The sequence below is a fragment of the Deltaproteobacteria bacterium genome, assembly GCA_005879535.1.
GTDB lineage: Bacteria > Myxococcota > Myxococcia > Myxococcales > 40CM-4-68-19 > 40CM-4-68-19.
The window spans coordinates 65,472-85,764 of record VBKI01000078.1 but is presented as its reverse complement, the minus strand read 5'-3'; the positions used below and the strand labels follow the sequence as shown (position 1 = coordinate 85,764).

General features: G+C 66.3%; 19 protein-coding genes and 1 pseudogene. 12 read left to right on the top strand and 8 right to left on the bottom strand.

Going from position 1 to position 20,293, the window contains the following annotated elements; genetic code table 11:
* Window positions 1–60 precede the first annotated feature (60 nt).
* From E6J58_18270 to E6J58_18255, 4 genes are all read right to left on the bottom strand, one after another.
* The gene (locus E6J58_18270) at window positions 61–1,104 is read right to left on the bottom strand and encodes a lactonase family protein (protein ID TMB34694.1); all 1,044 of its coding nucleotides are present in this window, start codon (window positions 1,102–1,104) and stop codon (window positions 61–63) included.
* Window positions 1,105–1,163: 59 nt separating this feature from the next.
* Window positions 1,164–1,358, bottom strand: coding sequence for a hypothetical protein (locus E6J58_18265; protein ID TMB34693.1), 195 nt, complete (start codon window positions 1,356–1,358; stop codon window positions 1,164–1,166).
* Between the two features lie 155 nt (window positions 1,359–1,513).
* Window positions 1,514–1,693: a hypothetical protein gene (locus tag E6J58_18260; GenBank protein ID TMB34692.1), complete on the bottom strand. Its 180-nt coding sequence runs from the start codon at window positions 1,691–1,693 to the stop codon at window positions 1,514–1,516.
* Between the two features lie 16 nt (window positions 1,694–1,709).
* On the bottom strand, window positions 1,710–2,255 hold the full coding sequence (locus E6J58_18255) for a GNAT family N-acetyltransferase (protein TMB34691.1): 546 nt from the start codon (window positions 2,253–2,255) through the stop codon (window positions 1,710–1,712).
* Between E6J58_18255 and E6J58_18250 the strand changes: the two genes are divergently transcribed.
* On the top strand, window positions 2,190–2,888 hold the full coding sequence (locus E6J58_18250; protein ID TMB34690.1) for a DUF1345 domain-containing protein: 699 nt from the start codon (window positions 2,190–2,192) through the stop codon (window positions 2,886–2,888). The two genes, E6J58_18255 and E6J58_18250, sit on opposite strands and share 66 nt — an antisense overlap.
* 18 nt (window positions 2,889–2,906) lie before the next feature.
* Here E6J58_18250 and E6J58_18245 read toward each other — a convergent pair.
* The 4 genes and pseudogenes from E6J58_18245 to E6J58_18230 form a co-directional block, all read right to left on the bottom strand.
* A pseudogene (locus E6J58_18245) lies at window positions 2,907–3,993 on the bottom strand (phosphate ABC transporter substrate-binding protein, PhoT family).
* On the bottom strand, window positions 3,993–6,617 hold the full coding sequence (locus tag E6J58_18240; GenBank protein TMB34689.1) for a TonB-dependent receptor: 2,625 nt from the start codon (window positions 6,615–6,617) through the stop codon (window positions 3,993–3,995). The pseudogene E6J58_18245 and the gene E6J58_18240 overlap by 1 nt, the downstream one beginning before the upstream one ends.
* Window positions 6,618–6,621: 4 nt before the next feature.
* Window positions 6,622–7,989, bottom strand: a complete 1,368-nt coding sequence (locus E6J58_18235; protein TMB34688.1) for a HAMP domain-containing protein — start codon at window positions 7,987–7,989, stop codon at window positions 6,622–6,624.
* Entirely contained in the window at window positions 7,986–8,651 is a 666-nt protein-coding gene (locus E6J58_18230; GenBank protein ID TMB34687.1) for a response regulator transcription factor, read from the bottom strand. Before E6J58_18230 ends, E6J58_18235 begins: the two co-directional genes overlap by 4 nt.
* Before the next feature lie 268 nt (window positions 8,652–8,919).
* Between E6J58_18230 and E6J58_18225 the strand changes: the two genes are divergently transcribed.
* The 11 genes from E6J58_18225 to E6J58_18175 all read left to right on the top strand — a co-directional run bounded on the left by E6J58_18225 (window position 8,920) and on the right by E6J58_18175 (window position 20,287).
* The gene (locus tag E6J58_18225) at window positions 8,920–9,444 is read left to right on the top strand and encodes a hypothetical protein (GenBank protein ID TMB34686.1); all 525 of its coding nucleotides are present in this window, start codon (window positions 8,920–8,922) and stop codon (window positions 9,442–9,444) included.
* Window positions 9,441–10,487: a phosphate ABC transporter substrate-binding protein, PhoT family gene (locus E6J58_18220; GenBank protein TMB34685.1), complete on the top strand. Its 1,047-nt coding sequence runs from the start codon at window positions 9,441–9,443 to the stop codon at window positions 10,485–10,487. The genes E6J58_18225 and E6J58_18220 overlap by 4 nt, the downstream gene beginning before the upstream one ends.
* 3 nt (window positions 10,488–10,490) lie before the next feature.
* Window positions 10,491–11,345 carry a hypothetical protein gene (locus tag E6J58_18215; protein TMB34684.1) on the top strand — a complete coding sequence of 285 codons (855 nt, stop codon included), beginning with the start codon at window positions 10,491–10,493 and terminating at the stop codon, window positions 11,343–11,345.
* A gap of 1,005 nt (window positions 11,346–12,350) precedes the next feature.
* Complete coding sequence (locus E6J58_18210) at window positions 12,351–13,364, top strand: YncE family protein (protein TMB34705.1); 1,014 nt, start codon at window positions 12,351–12,353, stop codon at window positions 13,362–13,364.
* Between the two features lie 5 nt (window positions 13,365–13,369).
* On the top strand, window positions 13,370–14,128 hold the full coding sequence (locus tag E6J58_18205) for a hypothetical protein (protein ID TMB34683.1): 759 nt from the start codon (window positions 13,370–13,372) through the stop codon (window positions 14,126–14,128).
* A gap of 68 nt (window positions 14,129–14,196) precedes the next feature.
* Window positions 14,197–14,934 (top strand): hypothetical protein, encoded by a 738-nt coding sequence (locus E6J58_18200; GenBank protein TMB34682.1) that lies wholly within the window; start codon window positions 14,197–14,199, stop codon window positions 14,932–14,934.
* Complete coding sequence (locus E6J58_18195; GenBank protein TMB34681.1) at window positions 14,931–15,923, top strand: nitrate ABC transporter substrate-binding protein; 993 nt, start codon at window positions 14,931–14,933, stop codon at window positions 15,921–15,923. The genes E6J58_18200 and E6J58_18195 overlap by 4 nt, the downstream gene beginning before the upstream one ends.
* A complete protein-coding gene (locus tag E6J58_18190) occupies window positions 15,913–17,103 on the top strand; it encodes a PepSY domain-containing protein (GenBank protein ID TMB34680.1) in 1,191 nt (396 codons plus the stop codon). The genes E6J58_18195 and E6J58_18190 overlap by 11 nt, the downstream gene beginning before the upstream one ends.
* Before the next feature lie 63 nt (window positions 17,104–17,166).
* Window positions 17,167–17,841: a hypothetical protein gene (locus E6J58_18185; protein ID TMB34679.1), complete on the top strand. Its 675-nt coding sequence runs from the start codon at window positions 17,167–17,169 to the stop codon at window positions 17,839–17,841.
* A 58-nt stretch (window positions 17,842–17,899) separates the two neighbouring features.
* Window positions 17,900–19,225 carry an MFS transporter gene (locus E6J58_18180; protein TMB34704.1) on the top strand — a complete coding sequence of 442 codons (1,326 nt, stop codon included), beginning with the start codon at window positions 17,900–17,902 and terminating at the stop codon, window positions 19,223–19,225.
* Window positions 19,226–19,231: 6 nt separating this feature from the next.
* Window positions 19,232–20,287 (top strand): phosphate ABC transporter substrate-binding protein, encoded by a 1,056-nt coding sequence (locus E6J58_18175; GenBank protein TMB34678.1) that lies wholly within the window; start codon window positions 19,232–19,234, stop codon window positions 20,285–20,287.
* The last annotated feature ends 6 nt before the right edge of the window (window positions 20,288–20,293 follow it).

The following is a 20,293-nucleotide window of genomic DNA, read 5'->3' as shown; positions in this document are numbered from 1 at the left end:
GACCGTGCCAATCGAGCGTGCCAGGTCGCGTCGCATGAGTTGCACATCGTGTCCCCGGATTTACCAGGCGGCCAGGCCGGCCAATCCGGCAGGCGTGCCGTTGAGGGATGGCCGCGGGGTTAGCGAGCCATCCGACTCGATCGAGAACACTGCAATCTCGCCGAGCGCTGCGACCCGCACGTAGAGGTTCCGGCTGTCGTGGGAGAGCGCCGCGTCCGTCGGGTTGCCGCCAGTGGTGGCGGTGATCCCGTTTGCGCCGAGCAGCGTCGCCGAGCCGTCGGATCCGATGGCAAAGCCCGAGATGTTTCCAGTGCCGGCGTTGATGACGTAGCCGAAACGGCCGTTCCTCGTGACGACGGCCCAGCAAGCAGCGCGCTGGCCCGTCATGACCATCGAGCTGATCCCGTCGAGACCGCCGGCATCGCGGATCCGATACGACGACGCGCCGCCGCCCGCGCCCGTCTCGGAGACGAAGAGCGTGCTGCGCTTGTCGACGGCGAAGCCAAACGGCGTCGGGCCCGTCGAGGCGTGCACGAAGGGCCCGGTGAGGGACCGTCCGCACCGACCTCGTAGGTGACGATGCGGTTCGTCGCGCGCTCCGTCACGATCAGCGTGTCGCCCTCGTCGTCGAAGCCGATTTGCGCTGCCGCCGTGGAGGCTGCGCTGAGAGGCAGATTCGATCCGGGAATCGGCCTGAGCCGCCCCTTCACGTCCACCGTGAAGCCGCTCACGCCGTTGGGAACGCCTGCGTTCAGAACGTAGACGCGGCCCCCGCGCGCGGTCACGCTGGTCGGCATCGTCCCACCGCTCGCGGCGACGTCGACGATGTCCAGGCCGTCCGATCGGACGCGAAACGACGACACGGTGTTGCTGCCGGCGTTCACGGCGAAGAGCAGGCGGCCGTCGTCGCTGACGGTGATGGCGCCCTGCGACCCGAGCCCGGCGCCGCTGCCGGCACCGCCGGTCGCGTAGATGCCGGCCGCGGAGAGCGAGCCGTCGCCGCCGCGGTCGTAGACGAGCACGGCGTTCCCGGCGGGCGCGTTGGTGAGCACATAGACTGCGCCCTCTGACGCATACAAGTTCCTCCTCGAGCGCCCTGGGCAACCAGGTCGCGTGGTTACCGGGTCAGTACGCTCGAGTGGCAGATGCGTTACGCAGCCTGCTTACGCGATGCCCCAGTTGGCGCCTTCGGCACCGGAGAAGAGGGCGCCGCAGCGGGCAGCGGCTTCGAGGAGCCGCAACTGCTCCGCGCGCTGGGCGAGGTCGCGCTGGAAGGACACCTCCATCAATCGCGCTACGGCCTTCGCCGACTCGGTGGGATTCATCGTGTGCCAGACCTCGTCCCGCTTGCGTGCCATGATCGACCTCCGCTACGAGGCCTGTTCACATCTCGTGCCAAGCGCAAACCCGACACGGCGGCCGTCGTACAGAGATCCGAGCCGTCCGCGCCTGCCGGGATTGCGAGCAGTGTCGAAAACATCGACACCAGCTCCAGGGCGGTTGCGTCGCCTGATTAGTTGGCGCCTTGAAGAGCCGACAGATCCACTGCCTGCCCGATCCGGAGATATCCAAACGGGTTCGGATGGATGTGATCGCCGAACTCGAGGATCGGGCTCATGATGTCCGGGTTCGTCGCGTCCTTCATCACGTCGATGATGTTCTGCATGCCGGCAATGAGCTGATCGGCGTTCACCAGGCCGCTGGCGAGATCATGGCGACAGTCGCTTCTCCATCTTCACGACGCGGATCACGCGCTTGAACGCTGGCTTGGCCGAGGGCTCGATGCCAGTCAGCCGGTAGCCCATCTTTTCGTAATAGGGGATCAGCTCCACCCGCTCTTCGCCAGTGCTCATGGTCATGACGGTGCAGCCGGCGCGGCGACAGTGATCCTCGGCGGCCTCCACCAGCGCCCGGCCCACGCCTGCGTGGCGCGACGACGCGTCGACGGCCAGCATCCCAAAGTATCCGGTGGGTCCGGCGACACGGACTTCGACGGCACCGATCAGCGCCCCATCGCGCTCGGCCACCAGGAGCGACTCGCGTTCGATCAGCTCGCGAATCCCGGAGACCGACGTGCGCTCGCCTTGCCTGAACTCGCGCTCGATCTCGAACGCGGCATTGATGATGCCGGCGATCTGCTCCGCCTCCCCTTCTTTGGCCCACCGGATCATCTGGCTGCTCAACTTGGCATGAGTTGCGTATCGTGTCCCCGGATCTACGAAGTATCCTGTGCTGTGCTCGTCCAACCGCCCCATGCCGTCCCTCGAGCGGCGATCTCGCTCAGCATCGCCGCCGTGGTGGCGCTTGCCCTGAGTGCCGGCCTGCACGCGTCGGGCACACTCACGGCGCTGGCGGCGTGGGATGCCGGAGGCTTCACTCTCCTGGCCCTGTCGTGGTTCACGATCGTCTCGTGCTCTGCCGCTGCGACGCGAATTCGAGCAGCGGCCGACGATCCCGGCCGGACGGCGGTGTACTTGATCGTGGTTCTCAGCTCTAGCGCCAGCCTGCTGGCCACGACCGCTCTCGTCAGCCGTGCGAAGTCGATCGCCGGAAGCGAAGGAGATGCTCTGGTTGCTCTGTGCCTGGCGAACATCGCGCTCTGCTGGGCCCTGACGCACACAGCGTTCACACTTCGTTACGCCCACCTCTACTATCGGGAAGACGTGGAGGGCGTCGGAGGTGTCGAGTTCGCCGGCGGAGCGGCGCCGACCTACTTCGACTTTGCGTACTTCGCGTTCACTCTTGGGATGACCTTCCAGGTCTCCGACACCACGGTCTCGAGTCCGCAGATTCGCCGAGCCGTGTTGCTGCACGCGGTGCTCTCGTTCATCTACAACACGGCCATCCTGGCGTTCGTCCTCAACCTGGTATTCGGGTTCGCGGCGTAGCGGCCTCGGCTGTGATCGTCACCGCGCGCTGACGAAATTCGTGCGGCTGGACTGCACCTGCGTCGCGCGAAGTGGAAGGTAGCTGGCCTGGTCGAGCACCACCTGCTGGCCTTCGCGGCTGAGGATGAAACGGAGGAACTCGTCCAGTGCGGGCGGCAGCGGCTTGCCCGGCGCCTTGTTGACGTTGAAATAGATCAGCCTGCTGAGCGGATAAGTCGCGAGCGCGACGTTCTCGTAGGTCGGAGACTGCGGAGTATCTCCGGCATTGGCGACGAGCGGCAGGACGCGCACCGCTTGGTCGAGGTAGGCGATTCCCGAATAGGCGATACCATACCTGTCGTCGGCCACGTGCTTCGCCATCGGGAAGACCAATTTCTCGGAAACCATGTCGTCTCGCCACTCGCCGCGTTTTCCGTCCTTGCTCAGGACCCGCTGGCGGACGAACTCCTCGAAGCCATTCCATGGCTTGATCCCGTAGGCATGGATCGGCTTGTCGGCCCACTCGCCGCCAAGGCCGAGATCCCCCCAGTTGCGGATCGGCTTCGCGCCGCGGTGGCGCGTCGTCGAATAGATCGCGTCGATCTGCTCGAACGTGAGCTTCTCGATGGGGTTGTCCTTGTTGACGAAGAATGCCACCGCATCCAGCGCGCCGAAGTGACGATACGAGCCGCCGCAGACGGGGACGCTCAGCGGGTCGTAGCCGAACTTCGCCTTGAAATCGCGAATGTCGTCGGGCCTCAGCTCGCGGGACACGAAGACGAAGTCGAGGCGCTGGTTGACGAGCTCTGTCGCTCCCAGGCTACCGGCATACGGCGGCGAGACGGAGAGATTGACCTCGGGATGGTAAGCGCGGAACTTCTCGAACCACTTCTGCACCAACCGGAACGTAGGCGGGCAATGCGGGATCGAGCGTCGGCTGCAGCACCTCGGGCGGCGGCAGCTTGCGTCCCGACTTGCGGCCCTCCTCGGCCTCCTCAGGCGTCTGCGGCCTGTTGGTCGGCAGGGCGGGCACCACCCATTCCACCATCGGGTGCTCAACCGCTAGCGCGTGGACTGGGGACGAAACGGCAGAGTGCAACCCGATGACTGCGAGCGCGTACAGCATCAGTAATCCATCTTCATGGTCATCTTGATCGTGCGATCCATGCCGATGCCGTACGTTCCCGTCTGCACCGAGTTCCAGTAGCGGAGATTGGTCAGGTTATCGACGTTGAGCAGGAAGGTCAGGCGACGCAGGTTGAGCGCCCGGTCGCTGATCACCCAGCTGGCGCCCGCGGAATAGAGAACGTAACCGGGGATCGACCCCTGCTGCTGGAAGTTGACGTAGCGGCTGGTCACGCCGGAGGCGCCCGCGTTCAACGTCAGGCCGGACACCCAGGGCACGCGGAAGCCCAAGCGGACGTTCCCGATCGACCTGGGCGTGTTCTCGGGCGCCAGGCCGTTGAACTTCGGATCAGGGCTGTTCTGGATCGCGCGCAGCCATTGCCAGCCAATGTCGAGGGTGAAGAGTCGTGTCAGCTCGGCGTTCACCGTCGCTTCCACACCCTTGTAGTTGATCTGGCCGCTGTTGACGTAGCACATGGGATTGCCGCCGCAGTACGCATTGGGGTTCGGATCGGTGACCGCGTTGGCCTTGTCGATTTCGAAGAGCGAGATGCTGGCAGTCAAGCCTCTGAAGTACGAGGTGCGAACGCCCACTTCCTTCTGCGTCGACACCTGCGCCGGCAGGATCTCGTTGGCGTTGTAAGCGTTGGCCGGCGCGGTACCGCCCGCCTCGAGGCCTTCCATATAGCTGCCGAAGATGGTGAGACCGGGGATGACGTCCCACAGCGCGCCGAAGGAAGGCAGCGCGATCCAGCTGGTGTTGGGCCCGCACTTGATGCAGCTCACCGGATCGTAGGCCTTGCCGTTGTTCTCGTAGTCCTCTGTGTAGCGCATGCCGAGCAGCAGCCTGGGTGCGCGGGGATTGAAAGAGATGGTGTCGTAGACGTAGACGCCGCCGTCCCGGCTGATCTGCAGCGGCAGCGGCGTGGGCGAGCCCTTGAAAACGGGCGGGGCGAGCGCGATCGGGTCGAAGATGTTCTGCGTCTGCGGGAGGATGAATTCCTTGCGGTTCTGTGGCGTCTCCGCACGCCGGTCGGTCACCGATCCGCCCAAGGTCAGCTCGTGCTTGAGCATCCAGGTGGCGAAGGCGGACTGCGTCTCGAGCATGCCGAAGGTGTTGCGGTAGTTCTGCGAGACGGTCGAGACGCGGACCGCGCCCCCCGCGCCGGTATTGATGTCGTAGCCGCCGATGCGGGTGGTGAAGCGCGAACGATCCGAGTAGGAGCGGCCTCCCTCCGCCACCACCTTGAAGTTGTCGGCGACGAGGTAGTCCGCGCGCAGCTGCGCGTTGGTGGTCTCGGGCGTGTAGATGGCCCACGGCCCCGAAAGGAGATTGCGTGGATCGGGTACGGGCGTGATGGGAACCCTGCCGTTGACGGGATCGAGCAGGCTGATTCCTGCCTGCTCGGGCACGTGCTTGCGGTAGTATTCGAAGTCGCCCTGTAGCGTGAGGCGGTCGACGCGGTAGTCGAGGCCGGCGCTGGCGAACTCACCGTCGCCGCCGAGCCCGCGCACGCCATTCTCGAGCGCCGTCGCCGACCCGTTGATGCGCATGCCGAACTGGCCTTCGTCGCCGTAGCGGCGGCCGACGTCGAACGTTCCGCCGAACTGGCCGAAGCTGCTGGCGGCCCCGCTCACGCTCGTGACGTCATTCTCGCCGGCGCGCTTGGTGATCATGTTGATGATGCCCGCCGGGCTCGCCACGCCGAACTGGAGCGCGTTGGCGCCCTTCAGCGTCTCGAGGCGCGTCTTGTCCTCGTTAGGCATGGTGATGACTCCGGCAACCGGCAGGCCCCCGTTGATACGGTAATTGGAGAAGAGGTTGAGCTTGATGCCGCGGATGTAGATGGAGTCGTTGGCGCTGCCCTTCGAGTTGGCCGGCGCGACGCCCGCCACGTGCTTGACGGCCTCGGCGTAGCCCTCCTGCTCGTTCTCCGCCAGCGCCTTACCGGAGACGATCTCCTTGGTGGTGGGGAGCGACTGGGTACCGCCGATGTCGAGTCCTTCAGTCGGCCGCACCGGCTGGACGAGCTTCGCCACCGTGGGAATCTGCCGCTGCATCTCACCCCGCAGCGCCTCCGCCTGGGTGAGAAAGCGCGCTTCATCTTCGCCCTTGGCGTACGCATAGACGGCCTGCATGGCGCCGATGATGTTCCCCGACTTGTCCTGCAGCGGGACGTCGACTTCGATGCGCTGCCCGGTCTGCCCGTCGACGGCCACCGCCGGCTTGCTGGTCTTGACCACCTCCAGCGCGCGCACGTCGCTTTCACGGCCCACACGATCGCGATCCAGGGAGGCGATGACCACCGAGCGCGGCGCGTTGGGCGGCGTGGCATGGAGATCGAGGCCGATCAGCTCCGGATGGCGCGTCCGCGTCCGCTCGACGAGGTATTGTCCGTAGCTCCTGGCTACGGGCGGCTGGCCGGTGTCGGAGCCTTTCTCCGGCTCGCGGGCGATTGCGGGCCGCATCGTGATACAGAGGGCGGCAAGTCCGGCGGCGGCGATCGCGATTCTCATCCAGGGGCCGTGCGGCATGGGCAGCACTCCTGCGAAAGTGTGCCCCGAGAATGCAACCCGAGTCTGAATCCACCCTGACGCATCCCTGAATTCCCTTTCAGGACACATCGCGTCACGCCGTAGCTGGCGGGGTGGGAATTTCCGTGGTCACCCGCAGCCCGCGGCCTTGGGAACCCGGCGCAGCCGAGATGTGCCCGCCGTGCAGGGTAACGATGCTGCGGCAGATGGCGAGGCCCAGGCCACTGCCGTCATAATCGTTCCGCGGCGTGGTCAGGCGGACGAAGCGCTCGAACATCCGTTCGCGCTGCTCGGCGGTCAGGCCCGGCCCCTGGTCCTCCATGCTCACACGCCAGCGCTCCGCGGTGAGCTCCGAGTGCATCGAGATCAATCCGTCGGCGGGCGAAACGTGGATGGCGTTGGTCAGCAAGTTGAGCAGCACCTGGCGCATCCACTTCGAATCGAGGGCGACGTTCCCTTCGCCCTGGTGCTCGAAGCTGAAGCGGCGGCCGTGGTGCTCGGCGAGCACCGAGGCGTCCTGGGCGAAAGCCTGCACCAGAGGCGCCGGGCTCTGCGGCCGCAGATCGAGCTTGACCGCGCGCGCGTCGGCTTTGGAGAGGAAGAGCAGCTCGTCGATGATCCGGTTGAGGCGCGCGATCTCCTCCAACTGCACCTGCACCGCCTCGCGCTGCGCAGGCGGGAGGTTGCCGTCCACCAGCATCTTCTCCGCGTGCAGGCTGATGAGCGAGAGCGGGATCTTCAGCTCGTGCGAAGCGTCGGCGGTAAAGCGGCGCACCTGGTGGAAGGAGACCTCCAGACGATCGAACATCTCGTTCAGCAGCCGCGCCAGGTCCGAGATCTCGTCGTGGACGTCGGGGACCGGGATCCGCTCGCTCAGATTGTCGTGACCGAGGCGCTTGGCGGTGTCCCGGATCAACCGCACCGGCCAGAGAACGAAGCGGGACAGCGCACGCCCGATGACGAGGCTGGCGATCACCATTGCCGCGAGCAGCAGCACGCAGACCTTGATGTAGCTGTCCATCACGTCGCGCACCGGCCGCATCGGCGTGGCGATGGTGGCCTCGAAGGGCATCTTGTGGAATTCCTCGGCGCGCACCTCGCCGATGTCGGGCACCTCGATCGTGTACCTGCGCGCGCCGGGAACGTCGGGAATGTCGTGACCGATCAGGTTGGTGGAGCGGAAGATCACCCCTTTCCCCGGGATGTGCATGTCGATGTAGAACAGCGTCGAGGCGTAGTCGGTAATCTCGCGGATGCGCGTCTCGATCGCCTGCGGGCTGAGGGTGCGGTAGTCCGGTCCCAGACGCGTCTCGATCTGACGGAATTCCGTCTCGATCAGCAGATCGAGGCCGTGAACCAGCTGCTTCTCCAGCAGCAGGTAACCGACGACGAAGAGGCAGGCGAGAGTAGCGGTGGCAGCGGTCGCGTACCAGGCCGCGATCCGCGTTCCAATCGACTTCATAGCAGCTGATATCCGACCCCGCGCACCGTCTTGAAGAGAGGCTTGCCCGAGGTCGACTCCAGCTTGGCGCGCAACCGGCTCATGTAGACGTCCAGCAGGTTGGTGTCCACGTCGTAGCTCGAGGCCCAGATCTTGTCGGTGATCAGGGTACGGGGAAGGATGCGCCCGTGGTTTTGCATGAAGATCTCCAGCAGCGCATATTCGCGGCTGGTGAGATCGACGGGCTTGCCGTTGACCTGCACGGTATGTCCGAGCAGGTCGAGGCGGATGCCCGCGTGCTCGAGCACCGTCTGCTTGACGGTGGACTGCCGCCGGACCAGCGAGCGGATGCGCGCGAGCAACTCCTCACGGCTGAAAGGCTTGGGCATGTAGTCGTCGGCGCCGTGATCGAGTCCTTTGACCCGATCCTCGACCGAGTCGCGCGCACTGAGAATCAAGACCGGCTCGTTGAAGCCGCTCTTGCGCCACTCCTTGAGCAGTTCCATGCCGTCGCCATCGGGCAGCCCGAGGTCGAGAACCACCAGATCGAAGGGCGTATCGGCGAGCGCGTCGGAGGCGTCCTTGCAGGTGCGGACCCAGCGCGCCGTGTAACGGCATTCGGTGAGCGCTGCCTGCAGGAACTCGCCGAGACGAAATTGATCTTCGATGATCAAGACCTTCACGGTCCATCCCCCGGACGGGAGCCCTGTGGTCTTTAACGTGTACAGCCTAGAGCGTAGCCGCAAAGCCGCACCTTCGGTGCGGCAGCGGGTACTGGGGATTCCCTATACCTGTGTCGGAGTCGTTCCAAGGGCACGATCGGGCGTCTGTCCACCGGGCGGGAGAGCCCTGCCGGTCATGACCTGAAACGGATTTCAGAATCGCGTCAGGTTGTCTTTAGTCGGCCGCGTCAATCTCGCGCGCGTCGCCGAAGCGACTCTGGAGATTCCGATGAAGGTCATCCGGTCCCTGCTCGCCGCCGCCCTTTGCCTCGCCTACGCCTCGGTCCTTTGGGCCGCCGAGGGCCCCAAGAAGAAGAACTGGACCGCGCCGGCGGAAAAGATCCGCGCGCAGGCGTTGGCCGACGAAATCATGTCGCAGCATCCCGAGCTGATCAGCGTGACGTTCCACGGCGTCCCGCCGGGACTCGACAAGGTCTACACCATGTTCGCCGGCTCGTTCCCCGAGCGCATCGGCAACCCCGACGATCCCGACGACGTCGACGTCATCACGAAGGGCATCACCATCGTCGACCCGCGCTGGCACAGAGCGAACGACGCGGTGAAGAAGTTCGTGATGATGATGCCGCTGCGCGACTCGTCGGGCGAGAACGTGGGGCTACTGGTGCTCGCCTACAAGACTCCCTCGCCGGTGGCGAAAAGCGAGACCGAGTTCTTCGTCGCCGCCACCGCGCTGCGCGACGACCTGAAACAGCGGATCGCTTCGTACCCCGACCTCTTCAAGCCGGCGAGATGATCATGCGCGCGCTTCGCATCGCAACGATTCTCGCCGCCCTCGCCGCCGCGCCCGCCTTCGCGCTCAAGTATGCGGCGCCCGAGCACCGGCTCGCCGTCGATCCGGCCATCGCCTCCTGGAAACCAGCCGAGCTCACCGTCGCGCCCGAGGAGGAACTGCACCTGGTCGGCGCCGACGTGATGGACGAGATCACGCTCGGCTGGGTGCGGCTCTTCCGCAAGGCGTATCCGCGCCTCAGCGTCACGATGGAGGCGCGCGCCTCCGGCACCGGCGGCCCGGCGCTCACTGACGGACGCGCCGAGCTGGCTCCCGTGGGCCGCGAGCTGTTGCCGGCCGAGGAGAAGGCATTCGTCGACAAGTTCGGCTACAAGCCGCTCGCCATCAAGGTGGCGACCGGCAGCGTGGGTTCTTTGGGGAAGACGGCCACCTCGGTCATCTTCGTCGACAAGGACAATCCCCTCCAGGGCCTGACCATGGCCCAGCTCGATGCCATCTATTCGAAGACCCGGCTGCGCGGACACGCGGACATCCGGACCTGGGGCGACGTCGGACTGAAGGGCGACTGGGCAGCGCGGCCCATCCACCTCTACGGGCTCAAGCCCGTCAATGGCATCGAGCAGTTCCTCAAGCAGCGGCTGTTGCTCGGCGGCGACTACAGGGACGGGATCGAGTTCGTCAAGGGCAAGGGCTTCACTCACGCGTTCACCGTCGCTGCAGAGGACATGGCGCACAAGCCCGGCGGACTCACCTATGCGCTGCTCTCCAACGTCACGAGCAACGTCAAGGTGCTGCCGATCGCGGAAAAGGAGGGCACACCGTTCCTCGCGCCCACCGTCGAGAACGTCTACTCGCACGCTTACCCCCTCAGCCGCTTCGTCTACATCTTCGTCAACCGCCCGCCTGGCAAGGCGCTCGAGCCGAAGGTGAAGGAATTCCTCCAGCTCGTCCTCAGCCGCGAGGGGCAGGACGTGGTCGCGCGGGAAGGCGTCTACATCCCGCTCACACCCGAAACGGTCCGCGAAGAGCGGGCCAAGCTGGAGTGACGCATGCGGACCGCTCTCCTCGCCCTCGCCGCCTTCGCTCTTGCCCAGCCGCTGCGCGCTCAGCAGCTACCCGTGAAGGGGTACGGCCAGGAGCTGGTCGATCAGGTGACGGCGAAGGAGCGCGGCCTGCTCGTCGTAGTCATGCACGTCTCGCCGCCCGGCGTGGCGACCTACCCGATCATCGCGTCCAACATCGGCCGGATCGGCAAGGTAGCAGACGACGACGATATGCGCGTCATCACCACCGGCAACACCAACCTGGAAGTGGCCCACGGCGGCAGCCGCTTCGAAGTGGAGATGCCGATGCACGACCTCGCCGGTAACACCATCGGCGCGCTCGGCATCGTCTTTCCTTATCGAGGGGGTGCGAGCAAGGCCGCTCTGGAGAAGCGAGCGGTGTCCATCCGCGACTGGCTGGCGCGGCGAATTCGCGACGCGGGATCCCTGGTGGAACCGTACCCCTTCGAGTCGCTCGCCACCACCAGGACTTACGCGCAGAAGCTGATCGACGCGACGCTCACCCGCCATGCCGAGATCGATCTGTTGGCGTTGCACGCGCGGCCGCCGAAGGGTCGCGACTACGTGATCGTCGCCTCCAGCTTCGGCCGCATCGGGATGAAGGCCGACGAGCTCGTCCCGGGGCAACCGCGCGCCGGCGCGCAGTCGGGCGGCAAGCGGTACGAGGTGGAGCTCCCGCTGCTCGACGCCAACGGCGGCGCCGTCGGTGCGCTCACCGTCGGGTGGCCGCTGCGCAAGGGCGACGACGGGAAGGCCTTCGTGTCCCAGGCAGAAAAGATTCGCGACGAGCTCCGCGCACGCATTCCCTCATTGGAGAAGCTGGTCGAGCTGGATCCCTGAAAAAGAGGCATGAAGATGAGAGCCACCGTTGCAGTCTTGTTCGCATCCCTCAGCGCCGTGATTCCCGCCCGCGCCGCCACCGACGCCTTGCGCCTCGCAGGCCGCACCGAGATGCCCGGCTACACCGGCGACTTCGACCATTTCGCATATGACCTGCCAAGCCGCCGGCTGTGGCTCGCAGCCGAGGACCACGGCTCGCTCGACGTCTTCGACCTGAAGACCGGTGCGCTGCGCAAGAGTTTGCGGGGCGTCGTGGATACGCCGCACGGGGTCTTCTACCTGCCGGAGAAGAAACGCCTGATCGTCACCGACAGCGGCGGCGAGGCGATGGCTACGCGGATCATCGACGGGAGCGCGGAGCAGACGCTTCGGCTGGCGGCGCCCGCCGCTGACGCGATGGCGTACGACGCCTCCACTGGTCGTCTCTACATCGTCAACGGCGGCCGCGACGCGAAGATGCACAAGACATATCTGTCGGCCGTCGATCCCCTGACCCTGAAGCGCCTCGGCGACCTCGAATTCGATACCGACAAGGTCGAAGCCGTGGCCGTGGAGGAGAAGGGGAGCCGCCTCTACGTCAACGTCACCGGCAGGAACGAGATGGCGGTGGTGGACAAGCGCGACCTCAAGGTGATCACGACCTGGCCGATCAAGGAAGCGGAACAGAACGCGCCCCTCGCGTTCGACGAGGAGCACCGTCGCCTGTTCGTGATCACGCGCAAACCCGGGAAGCTGATCGTCCTCGACGCCAATGGCGGCGCGACGGTGGCCAGCTTCAAGGCGCCCGAGCGGTGCGATCAGGTCATCTGGGACGCCGCCAACCGGCGTATCTATGCGCTCGGCGGCGAAGGGTACATCGGCGTGTTCCAGCAGGACGACGCGGACCATTACCGGGAGCTGGCGCGCGTACCGACAGCGCCGGGCGCGAAAACCGGTATCCTGGTACCGGAGATGAAGCGGCTCTTCGTCGCCGTCTCGCCCGGCGAGGGCAGGACCGGAGCGGCCATCCTCCGCTTCGAGGTCGCGCCGGCGCAGCAGTTCTACCGGCTGGAAGCGTCGGCGGTCCTCAAGAGCCCTTCGCCGGAATGGGACTACGTGACGCTCGATGAGCGCCGCGGCTATCTGTTCATCGGTCGCCGCGCCGACGGCGTGACCGTCTACGACGTGAAAGCCGGACGCGTGGTGCGCACCATCGCCAACTCGGACGACGCCAACGCCGTCACGTTGGTGCCGGAATTCGACCGCGGCTACACCACCAACGGTGACGGCTCGACCACCGCGTTCCGCCTCTCCACGCTGGAGACCATCGAGCGCATCAAGCTGGGGGAGGACGCCGATGCCGGCATCTACGATCCGGTGACGAAGCAGATCGCTTTCACCATGGGCGACAGTCAGAAGATCGCGTTTCTCGAGGCGAAGACCGGCAAGCCGCTCGGGGCGCTGCCGATGGAGAGCAAGAAGCTGGATGGCGCCGTTCCCGACGGCGAGGGCCATCTCTTCATGGCGCTGCGCGACCGCAACCTGGTGGCGAAGATCGACATGGCCGCCCACCGGCTCGACGCGCAGTGGAAGACCGACGGCTGCGAGCAGCCCACCGGCGTGGCGTACGACCGCGCTGGCCAGCGCGTTTTCGTCGGTTGCCGCGGCGCCAAGCCGGTGCTGGCGGTGATGGACGCGCAGTCGGGGCGAGTGATCTCGACGCACGAGATCGGGCGGGGCAATGACGGCGTGGTCTACGACGCCGCGGCGCACAAGGTCTACACGTCCAACGGCGTCGACGCGAACCTGGTGATCTACGATCAGCTCGACGCCGACACGTACCGGCTGTCCGAAGCCACCACCACGCGGCCTTACGCGCGCACGATGGCGCTCGATTCGAAGACGAAGAAGGTCTACCTGGTGACCGCCGAAGGCACGGCCGATCCCGAGAAGAGGATCAACCGCGCGGTCGCGCCCTTCTATCCGAACCGCTACTACCCCGACACATTCACCATCCTCACCTTCGCTCCCCACGAGTGACCGCGATGATCCGGCTGCTCGTTGCCGTGTCGCTGCTCTCACTGCCCGCCGCGGCGCTCGACCCGTTCGAAATCCAGGTCTACGACGGGACCGCGAACAGCGCCGGCGAGCCTGGATTGGAGCTGCACTTGAACTACGTGGCCCGCGGCCTGCGGTCCTCGGTCAGTCCGGAGCTGCCGCCCGACCACCAGGCGCACGCGACCCTGGAGCCGTCGTACGGCGTAACGTCGTTCTGGGAGCTGGGCGGATATCTGCAGGGCTCGCTGCGGCCGGATGGCACCTTTGACTATGCGGGCGCCAAGCTCCGCTCCAAGTTCGTCACCCCGCCCGGGTGGCACGAGCATCTGCGGCTGGGGATCAACCTCGAGCTGTCGCTGCTGCCGGCGTCCTATGATCGTTCGCGCTGGGGCGCCGAGGTGCGGCCCATCGTCGCCTGGGAAGACGACCGCTGGCTCTTCGCCATCAATCCCAACCTCGGAATGTCGCTGGCGGCGCCGGACGGCCACGAGGGTCCGAGTCTCGAGCCGGGCGCGATGGCGAAGGTCAAGCTCGCCGGGCTCGCGCTCGGCGTCGAATACTTCGCCTCGCTGGGGCCGGTGCGCTCCTTCCTCCCCGTCGCGCAGCAGGAGCACTACCTGTTCGAGGCGATCGACGTGCTCTCCTGGCGAGGAGTGGAGCTCAACGTCGCCGTGGGAGAGGGGTTGACGGGCGCATCCAACCGCCTGGTCGTCAAGACGATCATCGGGTACGCCTTCGGCCGCTGACGGAACCTGAAAGGGATTTCAGGAGCCGTTCACGATGGCTTCACCATAATCGGTGAGGGTGAGCGGCAATGACGGTCGCGCTCGTCCTCGCCGCCCTGCTCGCCTCTCCGGCCGTCGCCGCGGAGGACGCGGCATCGGTGATCATCGCCTGTCAGGCCGCACCCGGGAATCGCGCCGCGTTCCGCCGGGAGCTGGAAGGCTCCGGCGCGCGGCAGCTGCAGCGCTGGAAGGACGAAGGCGCACTGCAGGCGTACCAGCTGCTCTTCTCGCGTCACGTCGACTCGCGCGGCTGGGACGCGATGGCGATCCTCACGCTGAAGGACGCTGCGCGCTGGAAGAGGATCGAGCGCGACTTTCCCGCAGGGCTTCCCGCAAACGTGCTGGCGCTGACTACGGCGATCGACACCGTACCGGCGACCCTCGTGCGCCACCGCGGACAGGTGAAGGAAAGCGAGCCCGTCTTCCTCGTCATCCCTTACGAGGTCATGGTTCCGACAGCGGAGTACATCGCCTATCTGGACGACTACGTCCTTCCCCAACTCGCCGGGTGGTCCGAGGAAGGTATTCTCGCCAGCCACGCCGTCTATCTGGCGCGCTACCCGGCGGGGCGGCCGTGGCAGTCGCTGCTGGTGCTCGAGTATCGCAACGATCAGGCGCTCGCCGCACGCGACGCCGTGGTGTCCAAGGTGCGCGCCCGGCTGACCGCGAACGCGAAGTGGAAGGCCGTGAGCGAGAACAAGAAGAACGTGCGCGCGGAGAAGACGCCGGTGCTCGCCGATCCAGCGCCTGCGAGGCAAATCCCATGAGACACATTGCTGCGATGTTCGCCCTGCTCTGCTCCGCCGCTCCCGCAACGCCGCCTGCGCAGCAGCGGATCGTCCTGTTGGTCGACGAGATCAAGGCCATCCGCAACTTCCCGGTGGTTCTCGCGGAGCGGCTCGGATACCTCGAGGGCGTCACAGTGATGAACATCCGCGACGACGCTCCCACCGCCGAGATGCTGATGAGCGGCCGTGTGGACGCGGTGATGGCTTACTACCATCACACCGTCGTCAACCGGGCCGCGGGCCGAAATTTCGAGGCCGTGGTCACGCTCGGCGTGACGCCCGGCACCAAGGTGCTCGTGGCCAACCACGCGCGAGACAAGTACAGGACGCCCAAGGACCTCGCGGGCAGCCGCATCATCGCCGGCGGCGCAGGTTCGTCGAAGACCACGGTCGCCAACGCGCTGCTGCTGGCAGGCGGCCACGCCATTTCCGACTACACGCGCATCGCCAACGAGAGCAAGGACAAGATCGCCGCCATGCTGCGCAGCGGCGGCGCGGACCTGGTCGTCGCGCCCACGCCGGACGGCGCGTACTACGAAGCGCAAGGCGTTGCCACCGTCTTCGCCGATCTCACCACCGCGGAGACCACGCGCAAGTTCCTTGGCGCGCTCTTTCCTTCCTCGACCATCTACATGACCAGCGAGCGGGTGAAGGCGCATCCCGAGATCGCCCAGCGGCTGGCGGATGGATTCGTGCGGACGCTGAGGTTCATCCACTCGCACAGCCCTGAGGAAATCCTCGCCGTGATTCCGCCGGAGATCAGCGGGCCGGATCGCGTCGCGTACTTGCGGACGCTGAAAGAGGAGATCCCCATGTTCGCCGGCGACGGCCGCATGCCGAGGGGCGCGGCGGAGCAAGAGCGGCGCGTGCTCGCCGAGTTGAATCCCAGGTACAAGCAGGTGAGGGTCGAAGAGACCTACACCAACACCTTCGTCGACGCGGCGCTGCGAGGCGGCGATGCTCGCTAGGCCGCTCGGTGCAGTCCCGGAAGCAGTCGCTCAGCCGCCTCCGGCGGCTGCGACGATCCCCGTGCGCACGAAGTGCATGCGCGCGGTGATGCACCGGCTCGTGCTCTCCTGGCATCGCTGGACGGGCCTCTCCATCGGCCTGGTGCTGGTCTTCATGGCCGCGACGGGAATCCTTCTCTCCTATCGATCGCGGATGGAGCCGGCGGTCTACCGCAGTCTGCTCACTGTGCCCGCCTGCGACGCGCGCGTGCCGCTCGACGCGCTCGTCAGCAATGCGCGTGCAGCGCACCGCGAGGGCGAATTCGATTACATCCGGATCAAGGGAGCGCCGGCCGGATCGGCGCGCTTGCCCGCTACTCAAGTGCGGCTGAGAGGCCCCGGGTTCCAGGACGATGTGTTCTTCGATCCGTGCACCGGCGTCGTGCTTGGGCAGCGCGGCCGCTACGGCGGCTTCTTCGGCACCATGGAGGCCTTCCACAAGTTCAAGTTCGTCAAGAACGGAAACGTCATCAGCGGCACTGCCGCCTTGCTGCTCGTCTTCATGCTCGCGGGTGCGGGCATCTACCTGTGGTGGCCGCGGCGCCTGAAGTCGTTGAAGCCGGCGCTCAAGCCCAATCCGCGTCTGCGCGGGCGCGAGCGCACAATCAATCTCCACAAAGTGCTGGGCGTCTACGCGAGCTTGATCCTCGTTCCGACCGCGCTCACCGGGCTGCCCCAGGCGTTCGACTGGTTCCAGGACGGCATCTACTGGATCACCGCCTCGCCCAAGCCCACGAAGCCGGAGTCGACGCCGCTCCCGGGCAAGACGAGACTGGAGATGGAGACCTACTGGCAAAAAGTGCAGTCGCTCGTGCCGGACCCGGTCGAGGCGCTCATTCATTTCCCGGCCAAGGCGCGCGATCCCGTCGAGATCTTCGCCATCGAGCGCGGCGCTCCGCACGCCAACGCGCGCACGATGCTGTTCCTCGACGCCTACGACGGTGGGGTGCTTCGTTTCACCCCTTATGCACGGAGCAGCCTGGGACATCAGGCCTACTTCTGGACGCTGTCCTGGCATACCGGGATGGTGGGCGGAGTCGTCGGCCCCGCGATCCTCGTGTCGGGCGCTCTGGCGCTCCTTTTCCTCGCTTACACGGGCGTGAGCAGCTTCCTTCGCCGCGCGCTGCGGGTCGCGCGTTGAAGATGAACGGGATTTCAGAATCGCGTCAGCGTCCGTTCAGCCTGGCTCTCTAGCGTGCGACGCATGCGAAGACTCAACCTTGCTCTGGCCATGCTGTCGGCGGGGATCGGGCTCGCGAGTCCGGCGTTCGCCTACCGGCCCTTCGACGGAACCGACGGCGACGTCGCCGACGTCGGCGAGTTCGAGCTGGAAATGGGCCCGGCACATTTCCTCTCCAGCCCCGAGGGTCGCTACATCGTCGCGCCCGCCACCGTTCTCAATCTCGGTGTCGCGCGCGGACTCGAGCTGGTGGTCGACTTCAAGGACTTCGTCGGCCTGCAAAGCGTAGCGGGCCAGCCGCGCATGCGGCTGCTCGACACCGACATCTTCCTGAAGGGCATCCTCCGCCGCGGCACGCTGCAGGGCGAGAGCGGCGTCAGCATCGCGCTCGAGGCGGGTCCGCTGCTTCCTGAGCTCGGCGGCACCCGCGGCCTCGGAGCGCAAGCGAACCTGATCACCTCCTACCGGTGGGAAGCGCTCAGCCTGCACCTCAACACCTCGGCGGCGCTGACGCGCGACCATCAGCTGGACGGGTTCGTCTGGGCGAGATTTACGCCGATCACGAATTCGGGAACGACACGACATACTCGGCGCTGGCGGGAGCGATCTGGCAGGTGCGCGACGGCCTCGCCCTCGACGCGGCCGTCCGCTACGCGGCGCAACCGGGCAACAACGACGTGGAAGTGCGCTTTGGACTGACCTGGGGAGTTGCCCTCTGGCACCACGAGGAAACGCACAAGTGACGCGAAAGGAAGCGATGCTCACCCGACAAGAACGCAACGCCAAGATCCGCTCCGTCGTCCGCGTCGCGAGCGGCAACTTCCTCGAGATGTACGACTTCATGGTCTACGGCTACTACGCCAAGGCCATCGCAGCCGAGTTCTTCCCCAGCCAGAGCGAGTTCGCCTCGCTGATGGCCGCGCTCGCCACTTTCGGCGCCGGCTTTCTCATGCGTCCCCTGGGTGCGCTGGTCCTCGGCGCGTACATCGACCATCACGGGCGCCGCAAGGGGCTGATCCTCACGCTCACCCTGATGGCCATGGGCACGCTCTCCATCGCCGTCGTTCCGGGCTACGCGGTCTTGGGAATCGTCGCGCCGCTCCTGGTTCTGCTCGGCCGGCTGCTGCAAGGGTTCTCCGCCGGCGTCGAGTTGGGTGGCGTCTCCGTGTACCTGTCGGAGATCGCCACTCCCGGCCGCAAGGGCTTCTATACTTCGTGGCAGTCGGGCAGTCAGCAGGTGGCCGTGGTGTTCGCCGCCACTCTGGGCGCCCTGCTCCACAAGTACGTCTCCGGCGCGCACATGACCGCCTGGGGCTGGCGGATCCCGCTGCTGATCGGTTGCGGCATCATTCCCTTCGTCTTCCTCATCCGCCGCTCGCTGGCGGAGACCGAGGACTTCCTCAAGCGCAAGCAGCACAAGCACCACCCCACGCCGATGGAAATCCTCCGCTCCACGATGATCAACTGGCGCATCGTCCTGACGGGCGCGATGCTGGTGACCATGACGACCGTGTCGTTCTACACGATCACGGCGTACACCCCGACGTTCGGCCAGCAGGTCCTGAAGATGAACCCGAACGACAGCTACATCGTCACTCTCTGCGTCGGTCTGACCAACTTGCTCTGGCTGCCCGTCTCCGGCTCGCTCTCCGACCGTATCGGCCGGCGGCCCATCCTCCTGGCCTGCGCGATGCTGGCGCTGGTGACTGCCTACCCGGCGATGTCGTGGCTGGTGGGAGCGCCTTCCTTCGGCCGGCTGCTGGCGGTCGAGCTATGGCTCTCGTTCCTCTTCGGGTGCTGGAACGGAGCGATGATTCCTTTCCTCACCGAGATCATGCCGACCCGGGTCCGGACCTCAGGGTTCTCGTTGGCCTACAGCCTCGCCACCGCCATCTTCGGCGGGTTCACGCCGATGATCGCGACCTGGCTCATCCACGCCACCGGAAACAAGGCGATGCCCGGCGCCTGGCTTTCGCTCGCGGCCCTGTGCGGGCTGCTCGCCACGCTGGTGACACTGAGCCTCTCGCACGAAGTGAGCGTCGAGGTCGAAGCCGTTTCCGCCACCGCTCCTGCGCCGGCCTGAGGAATCATGCCTGCCGTGGCCCTGATCTGCGGATTGGTCGCCGCTGCATCGCCGCTTCCGGCCTACCAGCCGCAGGCGGCGGCGAGCGGGACCATCCGCATTTTCGGCTCCGGCCTGGGCGGCCTGGTCAAGCTGTGGGAGCAGGCGTTCGCCAAGGTGCAACCGGCGGCGCGGTTCGTCGACCATCTGCCGACCAGCGACGCTGCCATTCCCGCACTGGTGACCGGCGTCGCCGACCTGGCGCCCGACGGCGGCGATGCCACGCTCACCGAGAGCCTCTCGTTCTACGAAGTGCACGGGCATGCCCCCACCGACGTCGTCGTTGCCACCGGCTCCTTCGACGCGGAGGGCCGTTCCAACGGGCTGGTGGTCTTCGTCCACAAGGACAATCCCATCGGAAAGCTCACCATCGCGCAGCTCGACGGGATCTTCGGCGCCGAGCGCACCGCGGGAATGCGTGGCTTCAAGTGGACGCCTTCGGACGGTCGTGGCGCGCAGGGCGACATCCGCACCTGGGGCCAGCTCGGCCTCACCGGCGAATGGGCGGACAAGCCCATCCAGACCTACGGCCACGCGCCGTCCGGCACGGCCCGCTTCTTCCAGTCGGCGGTGCTGAACAACGGCGACAAGTGGAACCCGAACTTCCGCGAGTTCGTCGAGAGCGGCAGCAAGATGATCGCCGACGAAGACCGCGCCGGGCCGCGCCTGGGCCTCGTCCACATGCTGCGCGATGAGCTGGCCAACGACCGCTACGGCATCGCCTGGACGGTGATGCCACAGGCGAAGGGAATCGCCGGGATCAAGGCCATCGCGCTCGCGCCGCGCCAGGGCGGCTTCTACGTATTTCCTGCGCGCCAGACGTTCCAGGACCGGACGTATCCGTTGGTGCGGAGCATCCACATCTTCCTCAATCGCACGCCGGGCCGGCCGCTAGAGCCGAGGCTGCGCGAGTTCTTGCGCTTCATCCTCAGCCGTGAGGGGCAGAGCATCGTCGACCGCGACGGAGGCTACCTGCCGCTGACCGCCTCAGTGGCGCTCGAACAACTCAGGAAGCTCGACTGATGCAAA